Here is a 19,480-nt window from a genome sequence, read left to right as displayed (position 1 = left end):
ATAAAATAGAATGACAAAATAATCAATTTTAAAGGACGATAATCATTATGTATATTCAATTAAATGGTCAGATTCTCTATTATGAAAAATATGGCGAAGGGCAGCCTTTCCTGCTAGTGCATGGAAATGGCGAAACCCACGAAATTTTTGATGTACTGATTCCGGAGCTTGCCGAACATTATACCGTTTATGCCATCGATTCCAGAGGTCACGGTCTTTCTGCTTCTCCAAAAGAACTTCATTACATGGATATGGCAGACGACATGGCAGCTTTTATTGATGCCTTAGAATTAAAGGCCCCTCTCTTTTATGGCTTCAGTGACGGCGGTATCGTCGGACTTCTCTTAGCTTCGAAATACCCGGATAAGCTCTCCAAGCTTATGATCAGCGGTGCAAACCTGACGCCAAAGGACATCAAAGGAAGAGACTACCGCCGCATCCGCAGGGAATACAAAAAGAATCCGAATCCTTTTTCCACAATGATGCTCAATGAGCCAGATATCCAGCCGGTGGACTTACATAAAATCAAGATTCCAACCCTTGTCTTAGCCGGCGAAAAAGATTTAATCAAGAAAAAGGTTACAAAAAAGATTGCAGAAAATATTGAGCATGCCACTCTGGTTATTGTTCCGGGAGAAGGTCATGGAAGTTATATTGAACACAGTGATAAATTATATCCGCTTCTGTACTCTTTTTTAAACAAATAATCCATTGCAAACTCGAATTGCTGTGCTATAATAATTGCAGACTAAAATGAAAAAGGAGCTATTATGGAACATCTGATTATACCAAAAAATTATCAGTCTCAACTTAACCTGCATGATACACAGATTGCGATTAAAACAGTGAAAGATTTCTTCCAGAATCTGCTTTCCCTGCGTTTAAACCTTTCCCGTGTTTCAGCACCACTTTTCGTTGACCCTGATTCCGGATTAAATGATAACTTAAATGGTGTGGAGCGTCCGGTTACGTTCACCATCAAAGAACAGAATGAGCGTAAAGCAGAAGTTGTTCACTCTCTTGCTAAATGGAAACGTTATGCCTTAAAGCATTATGATTTCAAAGAGGGCGAAGGTCTTTACACCGATATGAATGCTATCCGCCGCGATGAAATCGCAGATAATATCCACTCTATCTTCGTAGACCAGTGGGACTGGGAAAAAGTCATTGCAAAGAAAGACCGCAGCATGGAAACTTTAAAAGATACTGTCCGTACTGTATACAAATGTCTTCGTAAAACAGAAAAATATATGGCTATCCAGTACGATTATATTGAAGAGATTCTTCCGCATGATATCTTCTTCATTACCACTCAGGAATTAGAGGATATGTTCCCTGAAAACACTCCAAAGGAGCGTGAATATTACATAACCAAGGCAAAGGGTGCTGTCTGCATCTTACAGATTGGTGATGTCTTAGAATCCGGCGAGCGTCATGACGGACGTGCCCCGGACTACGATGACTGGTCTTTAAATGCCGACATCTTAGTATACTATCCTGTCCTTGATATTGCACTGGAATTATCTTCCATGGGAATCCGTGTAGACAAGGTTGCACTGCTCTCACAGCTTGATAAAGCAGGCTGCCCGGAACGTGCTAAGCTTCCTTTCCAGAAAGCAATCATTGATGGCAAACTTCCATATACCATCGGTGGAGGAATCGGACAGTCCCGTATCTGTATGTTCTTCCTTCGTAAGGCCCATATCGGAGAAGTCCAGTCTTCTCTCTGGCCGGAAGACATGTGCAAGGCTGCAGCAGATGCAGGTATCCAGTTATTGTAAAACGAACTATGCGTAAATATTAAATCCCCGGTATCATATCTTTTTCGGATATGATACCGGGGATTTCTTATTTTGTAATTATATGCGTGCCCAACTCTACTCTGCACGGATTACATCATGCATATCATACATTCCGGCAGGTTTTCCCTTTAAGAACTTTGCTGCTTCTACAGCTCCTTTCCCAAAGATTGCCTTAGAATATGCCGTATGCTTAAATTCAATCACTTCATCAGTTCCTGCAAAGATTACTTCATGTTCACCAACAATGCTTCCTCCACGGACTGCCTGAATACCGATTTCTTTTGCATCTCTCTTCTTCCGCTCACTGCTCCTGTCTAATTTATAGGAATAGGTATTGTCCATAGCTTCGTTCATGGCATCTGCTAATGCAAGAGCAGTTCCACTCGGCGCATCCAGCTTCTGGTTATGATGTTTCTCTACGATTTCCACATCAAAGCCGGCAGGTGCAAGCTTCTTTATAGCAGTCTGCAATAAATCCATTAAGGTATTGATTCCAAGTGACATATTGGCAGATTTTAAAATTGCAGTCTCTTTGCTGGTCTCAGTAACTTTCGCCAGCTGGTCTTCGGATAAACCGGTGGTGCAAAGTACCAGCGGAAGCTTCTTCTCGCCACAGTAATTTAACAGTTCATCTACTGCCTTCGCATTTGAAAAATCAATCACAACATCTGCTGCAATCTGGCATTCCCGGATGGTCTTATATACCGGATAATCATTTTTCTTTTCATCATAGGTATCAATTCCGGCTACAATTTTCACATCTTCGTCCTGCGCAATCAGGCCGGTTATTACCTGACCCATTTTTCCATTACAGCCATGCATGATTACTTTTGTCATCTCTATCATCTCCAGTTTCTTATACTAATTTTAATCCATATGTACGCATTGCCTGAATCAGTCTCTCCTTATTGGCTGGCTCCATCTCGCAAAGCGGGGAACGAAGCGGTCCGACGTTCTTGCCCATAAGATTTAATGCTTCTTTTATCGGAATCGGGTTTACTTCACAGAATAATGCATCAATCAATGGAAGGGCTTCTCTCTGTAACTGATTTGCTGTTGCAAGGTCGCCTTTGAAGAAGCTTTCACACATATTATGCACTTTTGCCGGAGCAAGGTTTGCCCATACGGAAATTACTCCGATTCCGCCAATGGACATAAGTGGTACAACCAGTCCGTCTTCTCCGGAATATAAATCAAGCTTTCCATCGGTTAAGTACATGGTCTTAGATGCCTGTGCAAGGTTACCGGTTGCTTCTTTTAATCCAACAATATTTTCCTGGGTGCGGAATAATTCTGCAACTGTCTCCGGCAGAAGGTTACATCCGGTTCTTCCCGGTACATTATACATAATAATCGGAAGTCTTGTTTCCTGTGCAATCTTAGAATAATGTCCGATTAAACCTTTCTGTGTTGCCTTATTATAATATGGAGTTACGATAAGTGCTCCGTCTGCTCCTGCTTCTTCTGCTTCTTGGGTCAACTGGATTGCTGTCTCCGTTGAGTTAGAACCGGTTCCTGCTACTACTGGAACTCTGTGTTTTGCAAATTCTACTGCTGCACAGATTACTTTGTGATGTTCTTCCATGGATAAGGTAGAACTCTCTCCTGTTGTTCCTGCAATTACGATACAGTCTGTACCTTCAGAAATCTGTTCTTCAATTAATTCTGCTAATTTGTCATAGTTAACTTCTTCATTTGCTTTCATCGGGGTTACAATTGCAACTCCGGAACCTTTGTAAATAGACATGTTCTTTTTCCTCCACTTTATAAGTATCTTATTTATTGTATGAAGATATCGTTTGTTTTGCTTTTATTACCAGCATAAAAAGAATGTGCCTTGGCACATTCCCGCGCCTGCGGCGGTCGCTTGCGGCATCTACCTTATACGCCGCAGTACGCATCCTCGCGGAGCGTTTTTTACTTTACAGGAAAGCAATTTCCTGTAAAGTAAAAAACCGGCTCACAGGGAGCCGGTTGATATTCCACTTAAATTATTATGGATCATACCGATAGCGCCCCATCTTATTACAAGATGACAGTCATGAACTTCTTCAATCCATACCCAAGATTATTCTTTGCAGGAAAAATAACCTTTCGGCGTGTTCCCCTTTCCTTATGTCTTCTTCTATGTCTGCCATATCCGACCAAGTACTCTTGTCTCACGCAACCTCTACCTTCATATATTAAATTTCTTACCTCAATATAGCACCGCTGATACTATCTGTCAACGTCCTGTGCGGACATTTTACATTTTCTTCCTTATTTTTCCGCAGTAATCTTATAAATCTCGTCAGCATAGCTGCGAATGGATTCTTCTAATACCCTTCCGGTCATAATAATCTCTGTTTCATCCATCTTTGCTTTTAAAACAGCTTCTAATTCTTCCGAAGATATTACTCCTGCATCAATAAGGCCCAGAACTTCATCCAGAATCAGTACATTGCATTCACCGGTAACCAGCACTTTCTTGGCAAAATTCAGTCCGTTTTTCATATTGAGTTTCTCTTCTGCCTGTCTTTCTTCCGGCAGTTCATCATAATTCTCTTCTGATTTTTCAAAACGGAATACCTTGATTTCCGGCTCTAACTGCTTCATATAAGCAATCTGATCATCTGTTTTTCCTTTTAAAAACTGGATAATAATTACACTCTTATTCTCTCCGGCTGCCCGCAACGCATTGCCCAGTGCAGCATTGGTCTTTCCACGACCTGCACCATAATAAATCTGTACGAAACCCTTTTCCATGACAAACCTCCATGCCAATTCTTACAGGGACTCTTAATCCCAGATTTACTTACGATACCACAATTTCCAATAAAAAGCAATGTCTGTATGTTTCATGTTTTCTCAATTATTTTTTATTCCATATATTCAATTTTGCTCACGGATACTTCATAGGCGGTACGCTTCTCTACCTCATCCTCATTTAAGCGTTTGACATACTCCCTGCTCTGGATTCTGCCCCAGATCTGCACATGTACACCCACCTCAAATCTTGCGGCAAATCTTGCATTTCTTCCCCAGCAGATGCATGGGATATAGTCCGATTTCCCATAGGAACGGTTTACCGCCACCAGCAAGTCTGCAATCTCTCTTCCAAGAGGAGTCTTACGGTAAATCGGGTCTTTACAGATATAGCCATCAAGAAGAATCTGGTTGCTCTTCATCTCCTCTGTCTCTTCTTCAATAAACTCAATCTCCCGAACGAATACGGAGAGAACCAGCCGGTTCTTAAGTTCCTCATGTCTGTTATAGGAACGGAACTGTCCGGTCACATATACCTTCTGTCCTATGTAACTCTGCGAAGTGTCAATCAGACGCTCTGAAATCATCAATGGAATGTAGTCGGAAAAATTACTTAATCTGCTGACCGCTACCTCTACCATATAAAAGCCTTCCCCATACACTTCATGACTGTATTGGAAATCGGAAATAATCTCCCCTACAATGGATACCTGGTTGTTTTCTAAAATCTTATCTGCCATGAATTTTTTCTCCTTTATTTAGTGTGTTTTCGAACGGTTTTACAGTACCATTCCAACGGGATGAAACTCATCAAAATCTGTCGATAACCTTTTGGATATATTATGCATAAAGCCGCTTTTCCCTGCATATGCGCTGTGTCCTTAAACAAAGAATGTGCCTTGGCACATTCTCGCGCCTGCGGCGGTCGCTTGCGACATCTACCTTATACGCCGCAGTGCGCATCCTCGCGGAGCGTTTTACTTTACAGGAAAGCAATTTCCTGTAAAGTGAAGAAGAGGAAGTGGCTTACGCCTCTTCCTCTTCTTCTGTATCTTTTGCCCATCCGAAGGCATATTTTACTGCCTTCTTCCAGCCTTTTAATTTCTTCTGTCTCTCTTCTTCTTCCATCTGTGGATGGAATACCCGCTCTATCTGCTGGTTCTTTATCACATCTTCTTTGGTCTTCCAGTAGCCTACTGCAAGTCCTGCCAGATACGCCGCACCTTTTGCTGTTGTCTCTACACATGCCGGACGATTGACCGGCGCCTGTATCATGTCTGACTGGAACTGCATCAGGAAATTATTGGCACTGGCTCCGCCATCTACATTTAAGGAACGGATTTCAATTCCAGCATCCGCTTCCATGGCAGAGATAACTCCTTCCACCTGATAAGCAATAGATTCCAGAGTTGCCCGGATGATATGATTCTTGTTGGTTCCTCTGGTAATTCCTACAATTGTTCCTCTTGCATACTGATCCCAGTACGGAGCACCCAGTCCGGTAAATGCCGGAACCACATAACAGCCATGTGTTCCTTTTACTTTGGTCGCCATATACTCTGAATCCGATGCGGAGTCAATGAGACGCATACCATCACGCAGCCACTGGATTGCCGCACCTGCCACAAAGATAGAGCCTTCCAGTGCATAATTTACTTTGCCATCCAGCCCCCAGGCAATGGTGGTGACCAGTCCGTTTTCTGAAAATACCGGACGTTCTCCTGTATTCATCAACAGGAAACAGCCTGTACCATATGTATTCTTCGCTTCTCCTTCGGAAAAGCAGGTCTGTCCGAATAAAGCTGCCTGCTGGTCTCCTGCTGCACCGGCAATCGGTATCGCACTTCCAAAATATGCCGGGTCTGTATAACCATATACACAGCTTGACGGCATCGGCTTTGGCAGCATGCTCTCCGGAATATCAAGCTCTGCCAGAATATCTTTATCCCAGGTTAATGTGTTTATATTAAAAAGCATGGTTCTTGACGCATTGGAATAATCGGTTACATGTGCTTCCCCTTTCGTCAGTTTCCAGATCAGCCAGGTCTCTACCGTTCCAAAGAGCAGCTTTCCTTCTTCCGCTAATTTTCTTGCACCCTTCACATTATCTAAAATCCACTTAATTTTCGTTGCCGAAAAATAGGCATCAATAATCAATCCTGTTTTCTTACGATAGGAATCTTCCAACCCCTTTTTCTTTAACGCATCTGCAATATCAGCGGTCCGGCGGCACTGCCAGACTATCGCATTATAAATCGGTTCTCCGGTCTCTTTGTTCCATACAATTGCCGTCTCTCTCTGGTTGGTGATTCCAATGGCTGCAATATCTGCTGCCGTAGCACCAATCTTAGACATTGCCTCTACTGCTACCCCAAGCTGCGTCGACCATATCTCATTGGCATCATGTTCTACCCATCCTGGATTCGGAAACATCTGACGGAATTCTTTTTGTGCCATACTGCAGATTTCACCGGCTTCATTAAAGAGAATACACCGGTTGCTGGTGGTTCCGGCGTCTAACGCCATAATAAATTTTGACATAAAAATACCCTCCTGAAATTATATTTATACCCTTAGTACAATTATAATTTCCAGAAGGGTTTTTCGCAACTATTTTACACGAATCATCTGAAGAATATCAGCAAGTTTTGCTGCTTTCTCTTCATATGCTGCTTCTGTCATTTCTTCTGTTACAAATCCAAGTTCTCCGTTTACGCCTTCTGCTGCAACGAACTCAACTGCTCCGAATGCATTCTTTACTGCTGCTTCGTCTGCTTTGGTACGGACAAAGAAACGGTTGGTTACCATCTTATAATCTGCAAGCTCTAATTTCTCCGGTCTCCATTCCATTGGAAGGTTGGTGTCTTTGAATTTTGCAATTTCAACCATATCAGCCACAACAGCACTGGCGGTTGGAAGTTTTCCTGCTCCACTTCCGTAGAACATTGCATCTCCTAATACATTACCATGTACAAAAATTGCATTAAATACATCATTCACCGGATACAGTGGATGCTCCTGTGGAAGCATACATGGAGATACCATTGCACAATAGCTTTCTCCTACTTTACGGCTGGTTGCCAGTAATTTAATGGCTTTACCCATTGCTTTTGCATATTTGATATCTGTTGCACTGATTTTGGTAATTCCTTCCGTATGAATGTCATTGAAGTCTACCTGTTGTCCGCATACTAAAGAAGTTAAGATTGCAATCTTACGGCATGCATCAAAGCCTTCTACATCGGCAGTCGGATCTTTCTCTGCATATCCTTTATCCTGTGCATCCTTTAATACATCTGCAAATTCAGAACCCTCTACGCTCATCTTGGTAAGCATATAGTTGGTCGTTCCATTTAAAATACCGGTAATCTCTTCAATTACATCGGCAGTCAGGCAGGAATTTAACGGGCGGATAATCGGGATACCGCCTCCTACGCTGGCTTCAAACAGGAAATTCACATTTTTCTCTTTGGCAAGTGCAATCAGTTCTGCACCTTTCTCTGCTACTAATGCCTTATTTGAAGTTGTTACATGCTTTCCTGCCTCTAACATGGCACGGACAAAAGTATATGCTGGTTCTACACCGCCCATTGTCTCAACTACCATGCCAATTTCAGGGTCTTCTGCAATTACTTTGTAATCATGCACGATTTTATCCTGAATCGGGTCTCCCGGGAAATCCCGTAAATCCAAAACATATTTTACTTCGATTGCTTCGCCTGCACGTTTTGCAATGCTGTCATGATTAATGTTTAATACTTCTACTACTCCGGAACCAATTGTTCCATATCCCATTACTGCTGCTTTCATTGTTGTTTCACTCCCTGGCTAATATTTTCAGATAATGTATTCCATCCTGTCCTTCAATCTTATCTACCATCTGTGACAAATCTCCTGTCTCCGGCAGAATATCAATACTCAGTGTCAGGGATGCAATCCCGTTTACCGGTATAGACTGGTGGATAGTTAATATGTTGGCATGAAACTCTGCCACAATATTCAAAACGGTTGATAATAATCCCGGCGTATCATCCAGCTGGATTACCATCGTAATTGTTCTCCCCTTCGCATTGTCGTGAAATGGAAAAATATCATCTTTATACTTATAAAATGAACTCCGGCTGATATCTACCTGCTCGGCTGCTTCCTGTACAGATGTTACGCGTCCGGATTCTAAAAGACGTTTCGCTTCCACTACTTTCAGCAATACCTCCGGTACAGCCTTCTCTTTCAACACAAAATACTTCGTATTCTCTGCCATATTCCCCTCCGACTGTTTGTGGTACAAATACAACTGTTCTCACCAGAAAGATGATAGCACATATACACAGCCATTACAAGTAAATTTCTCTTTTTTATACAAAAGTACCCATATGGAACCTTTTTCGGATTCCATATGGGTAAATTGACGATTTTTATATTTGCTTTCCTTATCCGAAAGCTCTTAGAATTTACGGCTTCCGCCTCCGGTGCTTCGTCCTCCTGCTCCGGTATGTACTGTTGTTCTGCCTGAACTGCTTCCGCCTCCACCAGAAGATTCCCTCTGGATATGACGATGGGTTACTACCTGATTTACAAAGCGGTCAGTACGGTTTGTAAGATTTACATGGCTGTTCTTGTGGTAATCATATTTGTACTTATCAAAATGCAGGCGATATTTACCAATTGTGATTCCACAGAATGCACCACCGATACCTAATGCCACCAGTAAGGTAATCAGAATTTCAAACCAGGTCAGCGTATTTTTCTCGTAGTAATCATACTCCCCGGTTTCTTCATCGTAATTATACTGACCGGTTGGCACGCCCTGTCCATAATAATATTCTGCCTCATCAATCATTGCCTCCATGGCATCTGCATACTCTGCATCTCCCATATAATTGAAGCCTTCATCCAGAATACTTTCTACTCTTTCATCCGTATAATAACGGTTTGCTTCTCCAAAATGAACCACTGCGATTTCACGGTTATCCATGTCAATGACAAAAGCAACGCCATCCATGCCGGTGGCATACTGGTCAAAGGTATTCTCTCCATACTCCTGGGAAGTATACCCCTGCGCATCCTCTGTGGTAAATGCATAGATTTCCCAGCCGGTCTCACTGGAAAAATCGCCGATTTTTTCACTGATGGAATCTGCTTCACTCTGGGTAAAAAGCTCTGCGTCATCATAGACGAAGTCTGCCTTTGGCTCTGATGCCATAACAGGAACAACAAATAACATACTGCATAAAAGCAGTAACGGTACAATTATCTTTTTCTTTACCATATCAGCAGCCCTCCTAACAATCCAAGTACCAGCACTGCTGCTGATATGATTCCACTAACCAGAGTCAGCTTCTTATAATCTACCGGAAGTTCTCCACATACTTTTCCAGTCTGACCATTCATGGAATAGTAATACATCTTGCCATTATTGGCGCGATAGGTGATGGTCCAGATTGGAAGAAGCACATAATTCCAGTTCTCACTGCCATTAGAAAATCCGCAGTTATGTACCTTCACACCGTCATAGCCGGATACACTTTCCCGCAAGAGCCTGGTTGCATAATCCTTTGTCTCTCGTCTAGCTTCCTCTGCTACGCCTTCTTTTTCAATATCACGCTTCTCTGCCTGGAAGCCGGAAAGATACCCCATGGAGAAATCCTTCATCTTGTCAAACTGATATGGCAGTACACCCTCTACCAGCTCTTTGTTGGCTTTCTGTAACGCATTCAGCTCCAGATTGGAAAGAGATACATCTCCGCCACGTTCTACTTCATAGAATTTAGTCTCGGTATATTCTTCATCCCCGGAACGCCATACCCGGACACGGGTTGCCTCTGCCGAAAGATTACCATTCATCCTGGTATCATAAATCCAGAATGGGAAGTATACACCAGATAATTTATCAATTTGTTTCTTATTGAAAAATGCCTTTGGAACAAACTTTTTCCTGCCTACATATTCCATAAAACGTTTTTCTGCTTCTTTACGGTCAATTGCAAACGGAATTACCTTATTCGGCATATAGTTTCCAGATAATCTTCCGGAAAGCACTACCGGATTGTGGCAATAATAGCAGAAGGTTGCCGCCGTGGTTGCATCTGTTACAATCTGTGCGCCACAGCTTGGGCAGGTATAAATGACTGCTTCTTCCTCTGTCTTCTTCTCTTCCTGTGTTCCGTCTGTATTCTCAGAAGCCTGACTTCCATCCATGCTGCCGGCAGGCTTTTCCTTTTCCTCCGCCGGCTTCATGGCATCCAGTTCTTCCTGTGTAAATTTTGAACCACAATATTCGCATTTATATGCTCCGGAAGCAGGGTCAAAAATCAGTTCGCCATCACAATTCGGGCACTTAAAACTAATTACTGACATGCAATGCTCCTTCCTCCCTTATGGTCTCTGTTTTCCACAATTGCTGCAGAATTTTCCGGTATTTACTGTTCCACATTCGCAGGTCCAGTCTGCTGCCGGAGCCGGTTTTCCGCAGTTAGTACAGAATTTTCCGGTATTTACTGCTCCACACTCACAGGTCCAGTCTGACTTTACTGCCGGTGCAGGAGCCGGTTTTCCACAGTTACAGCAGAATTTTCCGGTATTTGTTGTTCCGCATTCACAGGTCCACTCATTGCCTGCCGGTGCTGCTGCCTGCTGTGCCGGAGCTGCCTGTTGAGCCGGTGCTGCCTGCTGCACGCCTGCTACTCCGCCTGCCATCTGTGCTCCATTATTCATCTGCTGGTTCTGCTGCATGCCTGCTGTCATCTGATTTAAGCTGTCCATGCTGCTGTTGAATGCATTCATTCCCATTCCAACACCCATAAATCCGGTCATTGCACCTGCTGCATTAGAACCTGCATCACGGATACCTTCCGTAATATTTCCAACAGCAATACCACGCATTACATTCGGGTCACTACCCATCATTGCACCTTTGTTGCGCAGATTGATAAGGTTAGTGGATTCCTCGTCGTAAGAGATACTTGCAATACCTACTGCCTGAATCTCCATACCACGCATCTGGTTCCATTCCTCATCAAGAGTTTCTGACATGTATTTGCTCAGCTCGCGTCCCTTGGATGATACATAGGAAATGCGGACACCATCTGCAGATAACTGGTTGATGGATGTCTGTAATGCTTCTAAGAATTCAGAGATATACTGTTCATTGATATCTGTGATTTCTACCCTGTCTTTGTTTCTTGGAATTGCTTCTGCATAGAAACGAATCGGGTCTACAATCTTAATGGAATAAGTTCCGTGTGCACGCAGGAACAATTCTGCATTGTAGAAATTATCAAAATAGTTAATCGGATTTCTTGTTCCGAATTTGATTCCCTTGATTTCCTGAAGGTTTATGAAGAATACCTTCTGTTTATCCGGTGTCTGACCACCAAACTTGATACGTGCGAAGGAATCTTTTAAAGTATCCTTTAACTGCCCGTTAAACAGGGATGGCAAAGAAGAATTATCTACTTTGTAATATCCCGGTTCTGCAGTATAGTCTACGATTTTTCCACCATCTACTAACATCATAAACTGATTATCATATACATGGATGATGGAACCATTAGATACGGTATCATCCGTTCCCTTTGTATTCTGTCCACGGCGAATCAACACACCTCTGGTAAAGACGGTCTGATCTCCCATATCATCCGGCTCGATTACCTCTAACCACTGATCTGCAAAACTTCCTCCAACTGCCTGTGCTACTGCTTTAATTAAACCCATAACAAACCTCCTGTTTTCTTATGTTATATATTTTCATTACACCTTTTGGTATGTAACTTCGTAAAAATGCTGCAGAGACCAAACCTGCATATTGATTGGTATTACTTCACTGCCACAGAACTCACAGTATTTCGCTCCAAGGGATGTAACTGGAGCACCGCAGTGCGGGCAGGTAAGTCCTACCCCTTTATCAGCACTGACTTTGCTCTCATCCTGGATATACATCAGTTCCATGTTGTACTTGGTCTGTTCTAACAAATCTTTTTTGCCGGAAATCAGTTTTCCGTCTTTTTCTTTATAGTGAATATGCTCCACTGCACTCTGTAGTGTAATAATGCATTTTCCCTTTTGTTTTTCATATCTGGCAATCTCAGTCTGATGAACACGGATACGTTCATATACCTCATTTACACCTGCTGTCTGATTCTGCTCAATTCTTGCTGCCACTTCTTCTTTAAGTGCTTCCGACAGGCTCTCTGCCCTTCCTATACTATGTGCGGAAATTGCCATCAATGACAATTTCAATGCATCTTCTGCCTTATTTTTAAACTGCACCCAGTTAAATTCCGGGAAATCCCGCTGTATCTGTGGTTCTAATAATCTTGTCATTCCGGATACGGAACATGGTGTGACAGACAGTTCCTCTTCCTGTTTCTTCCAGCCTTCCACTAAAGAATCTGTTCCAAAGAGATCCTGTGAGAATTTTCTTACTTTATTTTTCACATAGAAAACCACGCCTGCTATCACTCCCACAATGACAAGAATAATGACCAGTGGTATGATTACTTTTTCCATCTTACTCTCCCATCTTCTCCGGACAGCCCAGTGACAGCCACTTTAAATATCCATTAATGAAAATATCGATATCTCCATCTAATACTGCATCTGTATTTCCCGTCTCTACGCCGGTTCTGGTATCTTTTACCATAGTATACGGCTGCAATACGTAGGAGCGTATCTGATTTCCCCAGCCAATTTCTGTGACTTCGCCACGGATATCTGCTGCTTTATCTGCATTTTCCTGCTGTTTCAATAAATACAGCTTGGATTTTAACATCTGCATTGCCTTGTCTTTATTCATGTGCTGGGAACGCTCATTCTGGCAGGTTACTACAATTCCCGTCGGAAAATGGGTAATCCGGATTGCTGAAGATGTCTTATTGATATGCTGTCCACCGGCTCCGCTGGAACGGTAGGTATCAATCCTTATATCTTCATCCTTTACTTCAATATCAATGTCTTCTTCAATATCCGGCATCACATCACATGATACAAAGGAGGTCTGACGCTTTCCTGCCGCATTAAACGGTGAAATCCGCACCAGACGGTGTACGCCTTTTTCTGATTTCAGATAACCGTAAGCATTTTCTCCGTTTACCTGAAAGGTAATGGATTTGATTCCTGCTTCATCTCCATCTAAGGAATCCAGTACTTCAATGGCAAATCCTTTATCGGATGCCCATCTTGTATACATGCGGTATAGCATGGATGCCCAGTCACAGGATTCTGTTCCGCCTGCTCCTGCATGTAAGGATACAATTGCATTGTCTTTATCATATTCTCCGGATAACAGGGTTTTGATCCGAATCTTTTCAAACGCTTCTTCGTATTCCTTTATCTCTTCTTCGATTTCCGGAATCAGGGAAACATCATTCTCTTCATCTCCCATCGCAATCAGTGTTTCAATGTCGGAAAGTTTCTCTTCCAGCTGTGCACAGACTGCCACGTCATCCTTATAGCTTTTTAACTCTTTCATCTTCTGCTGGGACACTTCTGCATCATTCCAGAAATCTGGTGCTTCCATCTCCCGTTCCAATTCTTCGATTTTTTTTGACTTATCTGCTAAGTCAAAGTGAATCCCTCACTTCCTGCAGTGGAGCCTTATAGGTTCCCAATTTGTATCGGTATGCGTCCAATTCAACCACAGTATCACCAACTTTCTTATATTCTTATGATTTTCTGTATAACAAAGAATGTGCCTTGGCACATTCTCGCGCCTGCGCGGTCGCTTGCGACATCTACCTTATACGCCGCAGTGCGCATCCCCGCGGAGCGTTTTTTCTTTGCAGGAAAGCAATTTCCTGCAAAGTAAGAAAAACCACTATAAACATTATAGTGGTTTCCCGGCTTCGAATCAATTATATTTTCCTTAATATTGGTTGAAAAGTCTATTTTTCTGCTTTCCGTTTCATTTTTAAGAGCATTTCCTTATCCTCTTTGGTCACGCGATAGGATTCCCTGATTTTCTGTATCGTCTTATTGTAAGTCCAGTCATCCAGATGATTTGTCCTGAGATAGGAAAGTGTTTTATCCCGGAACTTCACAAAACACACGGACAAATTCCAGGCTACTGCCATTTTCACATAATAGGCATCCTGATGAATCTTATCCATCTCTTCTAAGACAAGGTCGATATAGTCTTCCGTAATAAAATGATCTAATAACATCACAACGCCAAACCGGATGAAAAATTCTTCATCACTGCGAAGATAAGGCAGTAAATATTCTAAAACTGCCTCCGGCTCTTTTCTGGCAATTTTTAAACTTGCACAGGTGCTGTCACATACCGACCAGTTCTTAATCTTTGGAAGAAAGGCATCAAGATACGGACGGATTCCTGCGAAATCACTTTTCACATAGCCTAAGGTCATTCCCTGTAACATGGTCTCTTCCATGGAATCATCCGATGCCTGTGAAAGGTAAGTCTGCCAGTCTCCTTTTGCTAATTCTTTTGCATAAGAACGAAGTAATGGCAGCCTTACTCCAAGCACATGTTTTTCCCCCGGAATCAATCCGGCGGAAAAGGTGCCAAAATCCGGTTCTGCCCATTCCATTAACTGCTGGCGAATCTTTTCATTTAATTCACTCATGATTTATCTCTGTTGTAATTTCTGTATTCTGTGCATTGTCATGCTCTTCCGCATCCTGATACATCCCCTTAAGTACGAGAATGGTAACTACCAAAAGAATTACTGCCACCACATAGCGAATGATAAGTTTTTTCTTCTCTTCGTTATTCATCTTCATTATTCTTCTCCGTTCAATACTTCAATGGCTTTTAATATCTGATTATCCTGCATCTCATCATAAGTACCCTCGGTATCTCCGGTGTACTCATATTCAATTTCAACATCCGGTGTAATTCCGGTTCCATGGATGTTATCACCGTTTGGTGTATAATATTTTGCTACCGTAAGCTTAATGGCACTGCCGTCCTTTAACTGCATGATATTCTGCACAATGCCTTTTCCAAAGGTTGTGGTTCCAATCAGTGTTCCATAATCAAAATCCCGGATGGCTCCTGCAAATATCTCGGATGCACTGGCGGAATTGCCATTGACTAATACTGCAATCGGCATATCAAGATAATGCTCTGCATCAGAAGTATAATCCTGACGGTTGCCATATTTATCTTCCGTATAAACAACAGTTCCTTCCGGAAGAATCATATCCAACATCTGCTGACAGGATACTACCATTCCGCCGCCATTATCACGTAAATCAATAACCAGCTTCTCCATACCCTGACCCTGTAAATCTGTAATTGCATCCGAAAACTGGGTTGGTGTATTCTCTGCAAATTCAGATACCTGTATATATCCGATATTGTTTTCTAACATTTTATAAGCTACTGTTGGAATATCTACTTTGGCACGGGACACATCAAATTCCAGATTTTCTGATTCCCCTTCTCTTTCAATTACCAGATGAACGGTGGTTCCCTCTTCGCCACGGATGTTGGTTACCAATTCCGACAAATCCATAGAAGTGGCTTCAATATCATCTACCTTGACTATCTTATCGCCTTCTTTTAATCCTGCTTCCTGTGCCGGAGAATTATCATAAATATGGGTAACGGATACTTCCATGGTATTCTTATCCTGGGTAAGTCCTGCTCCGATTCCATAATAATTTGCATGGGTAGATATCATGATATCTTCATATTCTTCCGGGGTATAATACTCACTATATGGGTCTCCGATCCCCTCAAACAAGCCTTTATACATTCCGTTAATCAAGTCTTCCTGATCCACATCTTCATAATAATCTGCATTAATCTGGTCTGCCAGATTATCAAGCTTATTGATGACATCCTTTGAAAGCAGATCACCATCTGATGCTGCTACCGTCTGGCTGCCTCCTGTTACGCCTTTTCCACCAATTACCACAGTACCACTGTAAATACCAATCAATAATACAATCAGCAATACCGCCATGACCGAAGCAGCACCGGTAATCGCACCACGCCAGTAAGTTCTTTTCTTTTCCTTTATTTCCTGCCTGATTGCTTCTGCTGAATTTGTCTCTTCCCTTATTTCGTCCATCTTTCTTCCTCTTTTACTATTTACTCAGATAATTCCATGGGCTTACATAGCTTCCATTTAAGGATACGCCAAAATGTAAATGATTTCCAGTAGATATACCGGTACTTCCTACCTGGGCTATCGTCTGTCCCGCCGTGACTTTATCACCGGTGGATACCAAAAGTGCCGAAGCATGCCCATATACTGTATATAGCCCGCTGCCGTGGCTGATCATTACATAGTTGCCCATTCCATTATTATAGCCTGCATAGGAAACCGTTCCATCTGCCGCCGCCACAATACTCGCACCATAGCTTGCCCCAATATCCAGTCCCTTATGATTAGAGGATGCTCCCTGGGTCGGAGATAATCGCGTTCCGTAATCACTGGTTACCCTGGTACTGCTCGGACACGGCCATACAAAAGCCCCGCCACTGTATACATCTCCAGGAGTCGTATCCGGAGTAGTTCCATTTTCCTCTGCTTCCTGTCTTCGTTTCTCTTCTTCCGCTTTTTTTCTGGCTTCCTCTGCCTGAATCTGCGCAATAATTTCATTCTGTGCATCAATCTCTGCCTGTACTGCATCTGCATCCGACTGTGCCACCGTAATGTCACTCTTTACCTTATCCAGTTCGTCTTCCTTGGCATCCATCAGAGCCTGCACGGTCTGCTGCTGGGATTCTACCTGTGCCTTTAATTCTTCCAGCTCTGTATATTCCTGTTCTAACTGTTCCTTGGCATCTGCCACGGTCTGTACACTGTCATTGTACTGCTGCAGCATATCTCTATCATATTCTGAAATCTGCCGGATATATTCTGCCTGATTCAAAAATTCTGCCATACTGCCGGATTGAAAAAATGCTTCCAGATATGACATTTTTCCACTATTTTCATACATGAACTGAATCCGTTTGCTCATAGTTTCTGCCTGGCTTGCCACATCCGCCTGTGCATCCTCTAATTCGCTTTGGGTGTCTGTAATCTCGGCACTCTTTTCCTCTAACTGTGCCTGTGTATTGGTAATTTCAAGAGAAATGCTTGTAAGCTGCTGATCTAATTCCTTTACCTTCGTCTGAATATCAGCCTTGGAATCTTTCAGTCCGTCAATGACACTTTGAGCATCCTCTAACTGCTTCTCTAAATTTTCTTTTTCCTTCTGTGCATCAGACAGGCTGCTGGCAGATATCTCCATCACCGGAGAAAGTAACATCACAGCTGTCAGTATTGCGGTTGTTACCTTTCTTCGTATCTTCATCTTATTCTCATCACCTTTTATATATTCAAAACAGGGTATCCCTGTGACTGCCCCAGTACACAGGCGATACCCTTTATCCTTATACTTTCAAATGCTTCTTAATAGTCAGCCGGCTGCCAACAAATCCAATTCCCACTCCCAACAGCAGTGAAATCGGAACCAGACTGTGAAACAGTTCTGCAACCGGAATAAAATTCATAATATTATCTAAAAAGCTGAATTTGTCCGCTACATATACTATAATCTTGCCATACATGAAGTAAAGCAGAATCAGTGGCAATGCAGAACCCAGAAGTCCAATCAGCACACCCTCTACTACAAATGGTGCCCGCACAAAAGAATCCGTAGCTCCAATCAGCTTCATAATCGCAATCTCTTCTCTTCGTACCGAGATGCCAACTGTAACGGTATTACTGATTAAGAAGATAGCAACCGCAAGCAGGATTAAGATAATGCCTCCGGAAACATACGCAATCAGTTTATTAAAATCAGACAATGTATTTGCCACCACTGCAGAATGATGCACTTCCCTTACGCCATCTAAGGACTCTAAATATGTAACCAGTGCATCCTGCATGGAAACATCTTTCATATAAATTTCATAACTGGCAGAATTAGCAAGTGGATTCTCCGCAAATCCCTCTGCTGCTTCTTCTGAGCCACCAAAATATGTCTCTTTACACCTTTCCCACGCTTCATCTGCGGAAATAAATTCATAGCTGGCAACTTCCACACGCTTACTAATTTTATTGCCAATCTCATCTATCTGTTCCTGTGAGATTCCTTCATTAAAGAAAACAGATACTGCAACGCCTTCCTCTGCCTCTTTTACCATTGACTGAAAGTTTTCTACAATTGAATAAAAAAGACCAAACAAAAAGATACAGGCACACATAGTCGCAATAGATGCTATTGAAAACATTTTGTTACGCCAGATATTCTTGATACCCTGTTTTATTGAATAGAAAAACGAACTAATCCTCATCGCTGCAATCACCTTTCTCGTCACTGATAATGACGCCTTTCTTCATTGTGATTACACGTTTCTTCATTGCCTTGACAATCTCAAGATTATGTGTAACAACGACTACTGTCGTTCCCTTCTGGTTAATCTCCTCTAAGAGCTTCATGATTTCCCATGCATTATGGTTATCGAGATTACCGGTCGGCTCATCTGCCAGAAGAATCTTCGGCTGATTTACCAGTGCTCTTGCAATGGCAACCCGCTGCTGTTCTCCACCGGACAACTGTTTTGGATAAGATTTATATTTTGCTGCCAGCCCTACCATAGATAACATGGTCGGTACACTGCTTCTTATGAGCCTTGCCGGAGTACCTATTACCTTCTGGGCAAATGCTACATTCTCATATACATTTCTGTCTTTCAACAGGCGGAAATCCTGAAACACAACACCTACATTACGACGATATTTCGGTATCTGCTTTCTCCGGATTGCATTTAAATTACGGTTGTTAATCGTAATAACCCCTTTGGTCGGCTCTAATTCTTTTAACAATAATTTAATCAGTGTTGACTTTCCGGAGCCGCTGTTTCCAACGATAAAGACAAATTCCCCTTCTTCTATATTAAGACTGATATCATTTAATGCCGGTATTCCTGCCGAATATGACTTGCTTACATGTTCAAGCTTAATCATGTG

20 protein-coding genes and 1 riboswitch are annotated in these 19,480 nt (G+C 42.4%); of the genes, 2 read left to right on the top strand and 18 right to left on the bottom strand.

What is annotated here, in order from left to right:
- Positions 1–47 precede the first annotated feature (47 nt).
- Positions 48–707, top strand: coding sequence for an alpha/beta fold hydrolase (locus DW059_RS00445; RefSeq protein ID WP_117696748.1), 660 nt, complete (start codon positions 48–50; stop codon positions 705–707).
- A 63-nt stretch (positions 708–770) separates the two neighbouring features.
- The gene (gene asnA, locus DW059_RS00440; protein WP_117696745.1) at positions 771–1,781 is read left to right on the top strand and encodes an aspartate--ammonia ligase; all 1,011 of its coding nucleotides are present in this window, start codon (positions 771–773) and stop codon (positions 1,779–1,781) included.
- 96 nt (positions 1,782–1,877) lie between these two features.
- Here asnA and dapB read toward each other — a convergent pair whose 3' ends face one another.
- The 18 genes from dapB to ftsE all read right to left on the bottom strand — a co-directional run bounded on the left by dapB (position 1,878) and on the right by ftsE (position 19,477).
- Complete coding sequence (gene dapB / locus DW059_RS00435; protein WP_022242681.1) at positions 1,878–2,639, bottom strand: 4-hydroxy-tetrahydrodipicolinate reductase; 762 nt, start codon at positions 2,637–2,639, stop codon at positions 1,878–1,880.
- Positions 2,640–2,658: 19 nt separating this feature from the next.
- Entirely contained in the window at positions 2,659–3,549 is an 891-nt protein-coding gene (gene dapA, locus DW059_RS00430) for a 4-hydroxy-tetrahydrodipicolinate synthase (RefSeq protein ID WP_117696742.1), read from the bottom strand.
- Positions 3,550–3,804: 255 nt separating this feature from the next.
- Positions 3,805–3,983, bottom strand: a riboswitch (Lysine riboswitch).
- Positions 3,984–4,061: 78 nt separating this feature from the next.
- A complete protein-coding gene (locus DW059_RS00425) occupies positions 4,062–4,547 on the bottom strand; it encodes a cob(I)yrinic acid a,c-diamide adenosyltransferase (protein WP_117696739.1) in 486 nt (161 codons plus the stop codon).
- A gap of 113 nt (positions 4,548–4,660) precedes the next feature.
- On the bottom strand, positions 4,661–5,287 hold the full coding sequence (locus DW059_RS00420) for a single-stranded DNA-binding protein (RefSeq protein ID WP_022242678.1): 627 nt from the start codon (positions 5,285–5,287) through the stop codon (positions 4,661–4,663).
- 286 nt (positions 5,288–5,573) lie between these two features.
- Positions 5,574–7,088, bottom strand: coding sequence for a glycerol kinase GlpK (gene glpK, locus DW059_RS00415; RefSeq protein ID WP_117696736.1), 1,515 nt, complete (start codon positions 7,086–7,088; stop codon positions 5,574–5,576).
- A 69-nt stretch (positions 7,089–7,157) separates the two neighbouring features.
- The gene (locus DW059_RS00410) at positions 7,158–8,357 is read right to left on the bottom strand and encodes a homoserine dehydrogenase (protein WP_117696733.1); all 1,200 of its coding nucleotides are present in this window, start codon (positions 8,355–8,357) and stop codon (positions 7,158–7,160) included.
- A 7-nt stretch (positions 8,358–8,364) separates the two neighbouring features.
- On the bottom strand, positions 8,365–8,808 hold the full coding sequence (locus DW059_RS00405) for an ACT domain-containing protein (protein WP_022243550.1): 444 nt from the start codon (positions 8,806–8,808) through the stop codon (positions 8,365–8,367).
- 183 nt (positions 8,809–8,991) lie between these two features.
- Positions 8,992–9,816, bottom strand: coding sequence for a TPM domain-containing protein (locus DW059_RS00400; RefSeq protein WP_117696730.1), 825 nt, complete (start codon positions 9,814–9,816; stop codon positions 8,992–8,994).
- Positions 9,810–10,904 (bottom strand): TFIIB-type zinc ribbon-containing protein, encoded by a 1,095-nt coding sequence (locus tag DW059_RS00395; protein WP_117696727.1) that lies wholly within the window; start codon positions 10,902–10,904, stop codon positions 9,810–9,812. Before DW059_RS00395 ends, DW059_RS00400 begins: the two co-directional genes overlap by 7 nt.
- Before the next feature lie 18 nt (positions 10,905–10,922).
- Complete coding sequence (locus tag DW059_RS00390) at positions 10,923–12,260, bottom strand: SPFH domain-containing protein (protein WP_117696725.1); 1,338 nt, start codon at positions 12,258–12,260, stop codon at positions 10,923–10,925.
- Positions 12,261–12,296: 36 nt separating this feature from the next.
- A complete protein-coding gene (locus DW059_RS00385) occupies positions 12,297–13,055 on the bottom strand; it encodes a TIM44-like domain-containing protein (protein ID WP_117696722.1) in 759 nt (252 codons plus the stop codon).
- Position 13,056: 1 nt separating this feature from the next.
- A protein-coding gene (prfB, locus tag DW059_RS00380; RefSeq protein WP_117696719.1) for a peptide chain release factor 2 occupies positions 13,057–14,185 on the bottom strand; the annotation gives its coding sequence in 2 pieces (ribosomal slippage) (positions 13,057–14,109 and positions 14,111–14,185; 1,128 coding nt in all).
- A gap of 243 nt (positions 14,186–14,428) precedes the next feature.
- Positions 14,429–15,130: a DNA alkylation repair protein gene (locus tag DW059_RS00375; protein ID WP_117696716.1), complete on the bottom strand. Its 702-nt coding sequence runs from the start codon at positions 15,128–15,130 to the stop codon at positions 14,429–14,431.
- The gene (locus DW059_RS15845; protein ID WP_022243557.1) at positions 15,123–15,287 is read right to left on the bottom strand and encodes a hypothetical protein; all 165 of its coding nucleotides are present in this window, start codon (positions 15,285–15,287) and stop codon (positions 15,123–15,125) included. Before DW059_RS15845 ends, DW059_RS00375 begins: the two co-directional genes overlap by 8 nt.
- Positions 15,287–16,585 (bottom strand): S41 family peptidase, encoded by a 1,299-nt coding sequence (locus DW059_RS00370; RefSeq protein WP_117696713.1) that lies wholly within the window; start codon positions 16,583–16,585, stop codon positions 15,287–15,289. Before DW059_RS00370 ends, DW059_RS15845 begins: the two co-directional genes overlap by 1 nt.
- A gap of 16 nt (positions 16,586–16,601) precedes the next feature.
- Complete coding sequence (locus DW059_RS00365) at positions 16,602–17,819, bottom strand: murein hydrolase activator EnvC family protein (protein WP_117696709.1); 1,218 nt, start codon at positions 17,817–17,819, stop codon at positions 16,602–16,604.
- Positions 17,820–17,898: 79 nt separating this feature from the next.
- On the bottom strand, positions 17,899–18,804 hold the full coding sequence (ftsX, locus tag DW059_RS00360; protein WP_117696706.1) for a permease-like cell division protein FtsX: 906 nt from the start codon (positions 18,802–18,804) through the stop codon (positions 17,899–17,901).
- The gene (gene ftsE, locus DW059_RS00355; protein ID WP_022243561.1) at positions 18,794–19,477 is read right to left on the bottom strand and encodes a cell division ATP-binding protein FtsE; all 684 of its coding nucleotides are present in this window, start codon (positions 19,475–19,477) and stop codon (positions 18,794–18,796) included. Before ftsE ends, ftsX begins: the two co-directional genes overlap by 11 nt.
- Positions 19,478–19,480: the final 3 nt, after the last annotated feature.

Source organism: Roseburia sp. AF42-8, assembly GCF_003435965.1.
Taxonomy (GTDB): Bacteria; Bacillota; Clostridia; order Lachnospirales; family Lachnospiraceae; genus Roseburia_C; species Roseburia_C amylophila.
Note: the sequence above shows the minus strand (reverse complement) of the source record. Positions and strands in the feature narration are given on the sequence as shown.

Excerpts from the sequence above, each read along its gene's own strand:
- DW059_RS00445 (WP_117696748.1), top strand. The coding sequence starts at position 48 with ATGTATATTCAATTAAATGGTCAGATTCTCTATTATGAAAAATATGGC.
- asnA (WP_117696745.1), top strand. The coding sequence starts at position 771 with ATGGAACATCTGATTATACCAAAAAATTATCAGTCTCAACTTAACCTG.
- dapB (WP_022242681.1), bottom strand. The coding sequence starts at position 2,639 with ATGACAAAAGTAATCATGCATGGCTGTAATGGAAAAATGGGTCAGGTA.
- dapA (WP_117696742.1), bottom strand. The coding sequence starts at position 3,549 with ATGTCTATTTACAAAGGTTCCGGAGTTGCAATTGTAACCCCGATGAAA.
- DW059_RS00425 (WP_117696739.1), bottom strand. The coding sequence starts at position 4,547 with ATGGAAAAGGGTTTCGTACAGATTTATTATGGTGCAGGTCGTGGAAAG.
- DW059_RS00420 (WP_022242678.1), bottom strand. The coding sequence starts at position 5,287 with ATGGCAGATAAGATTTTAGAAAACAACCAGGTATCCATTGTAGGGGAG.
- glpK (WP_117696736.1), bottom strand. The coding sequence starts at position 7,088 with ATGTCAAAATTTATTATGGCGTTAGACGCCGGAACCACCAGCAACCGG.
- DW059_RS00410 (WP_117696733.1), bottom strand. The coding sequence starts at position 8,357 with ATGAAAGCAGCAGTAATGGGATATGGAACAATTGGTTCCGGAGTAGTA.
- DW059_RS00405 (WP_022243550.1), bottom strand. The coding sequence starts at position 8,808 with ATGGCAGAGAATACGAAGTATTTTGTGTTGAAAGAGAAGGCTGTACCG.
- DW059_RS00400 (WP_117696730.1), bottom strand. The coding sequence starts at position 9,816 with ATGGTAAAGAAAAAGATAATTGTACCGTTACTGCTTTTATGCAGTATG.
- DW059_RS00395 (WP_117696727.1), bottom strand. The coding sequence starts at position 10,904 with ATGTCAGTAATTAGTTTTAAGTGCCCGAATTGTGATGGCGAACTGATT.
- DW059_RS00390 (WP_117696725.1), bottom strand. The coding sequence starts at position 12,260 with ATGGGTTTAATTAAAGCAGTAGCACAGGCAGTTGGAGGAAGTTTTGCA.
- DW059_RS00385 (WP_117696722.1), bottom strand. The coding sequence starts at position 13,055 with ATGGAAAAAGTAATCATACCACTGGTCATTATTCTTGTCATTGTGGGA.
- DW059_RS00375 (WP_117696716.1), bottom strand. The coding sequence starts at position 15,130 with ATGAGTGAATTAAATGAAAAGATTCGCCAGCAGTTAATGGAATGGGCA.
- DW059_RS15845 (WP_022243557.1), bottom strand. The coding sequence starts at position 15,287 with ATGAAGATGAATAACGAAGAGAAGAAAAAACTTATCATTCGCTATGTG.
- DW059_RS00370 (WP_117696713.1), bottom strand. The coding sequence starts at position 16,585 with ATGGACGAAATAAGGGAAGAGACAAATTCAGCAGAAGCAATCAGGCAG.
- DW059_RS00365 (WP_117696709.1), bottom strand. The coding sequence starts at position 17,819 with ATGAAGATACGAAGAAAGGTAACAACCGCAATACTGACAGCTGTGATG.
- ftsX (WP_117696706.1), bottom strand. The coding sequence starts at position 18,804 with ATGAGGATTAGTTCGTTTTTCTATTCAATAAAACAGGGTATCAAGAAT.
- ftsE (WP_022243561.1), bottom strand. The coding sequence starts at position 19,477 with ATGATTAAGCTTGAACATGTAAGCAAGTCATATTCGGCAGGAATACCG.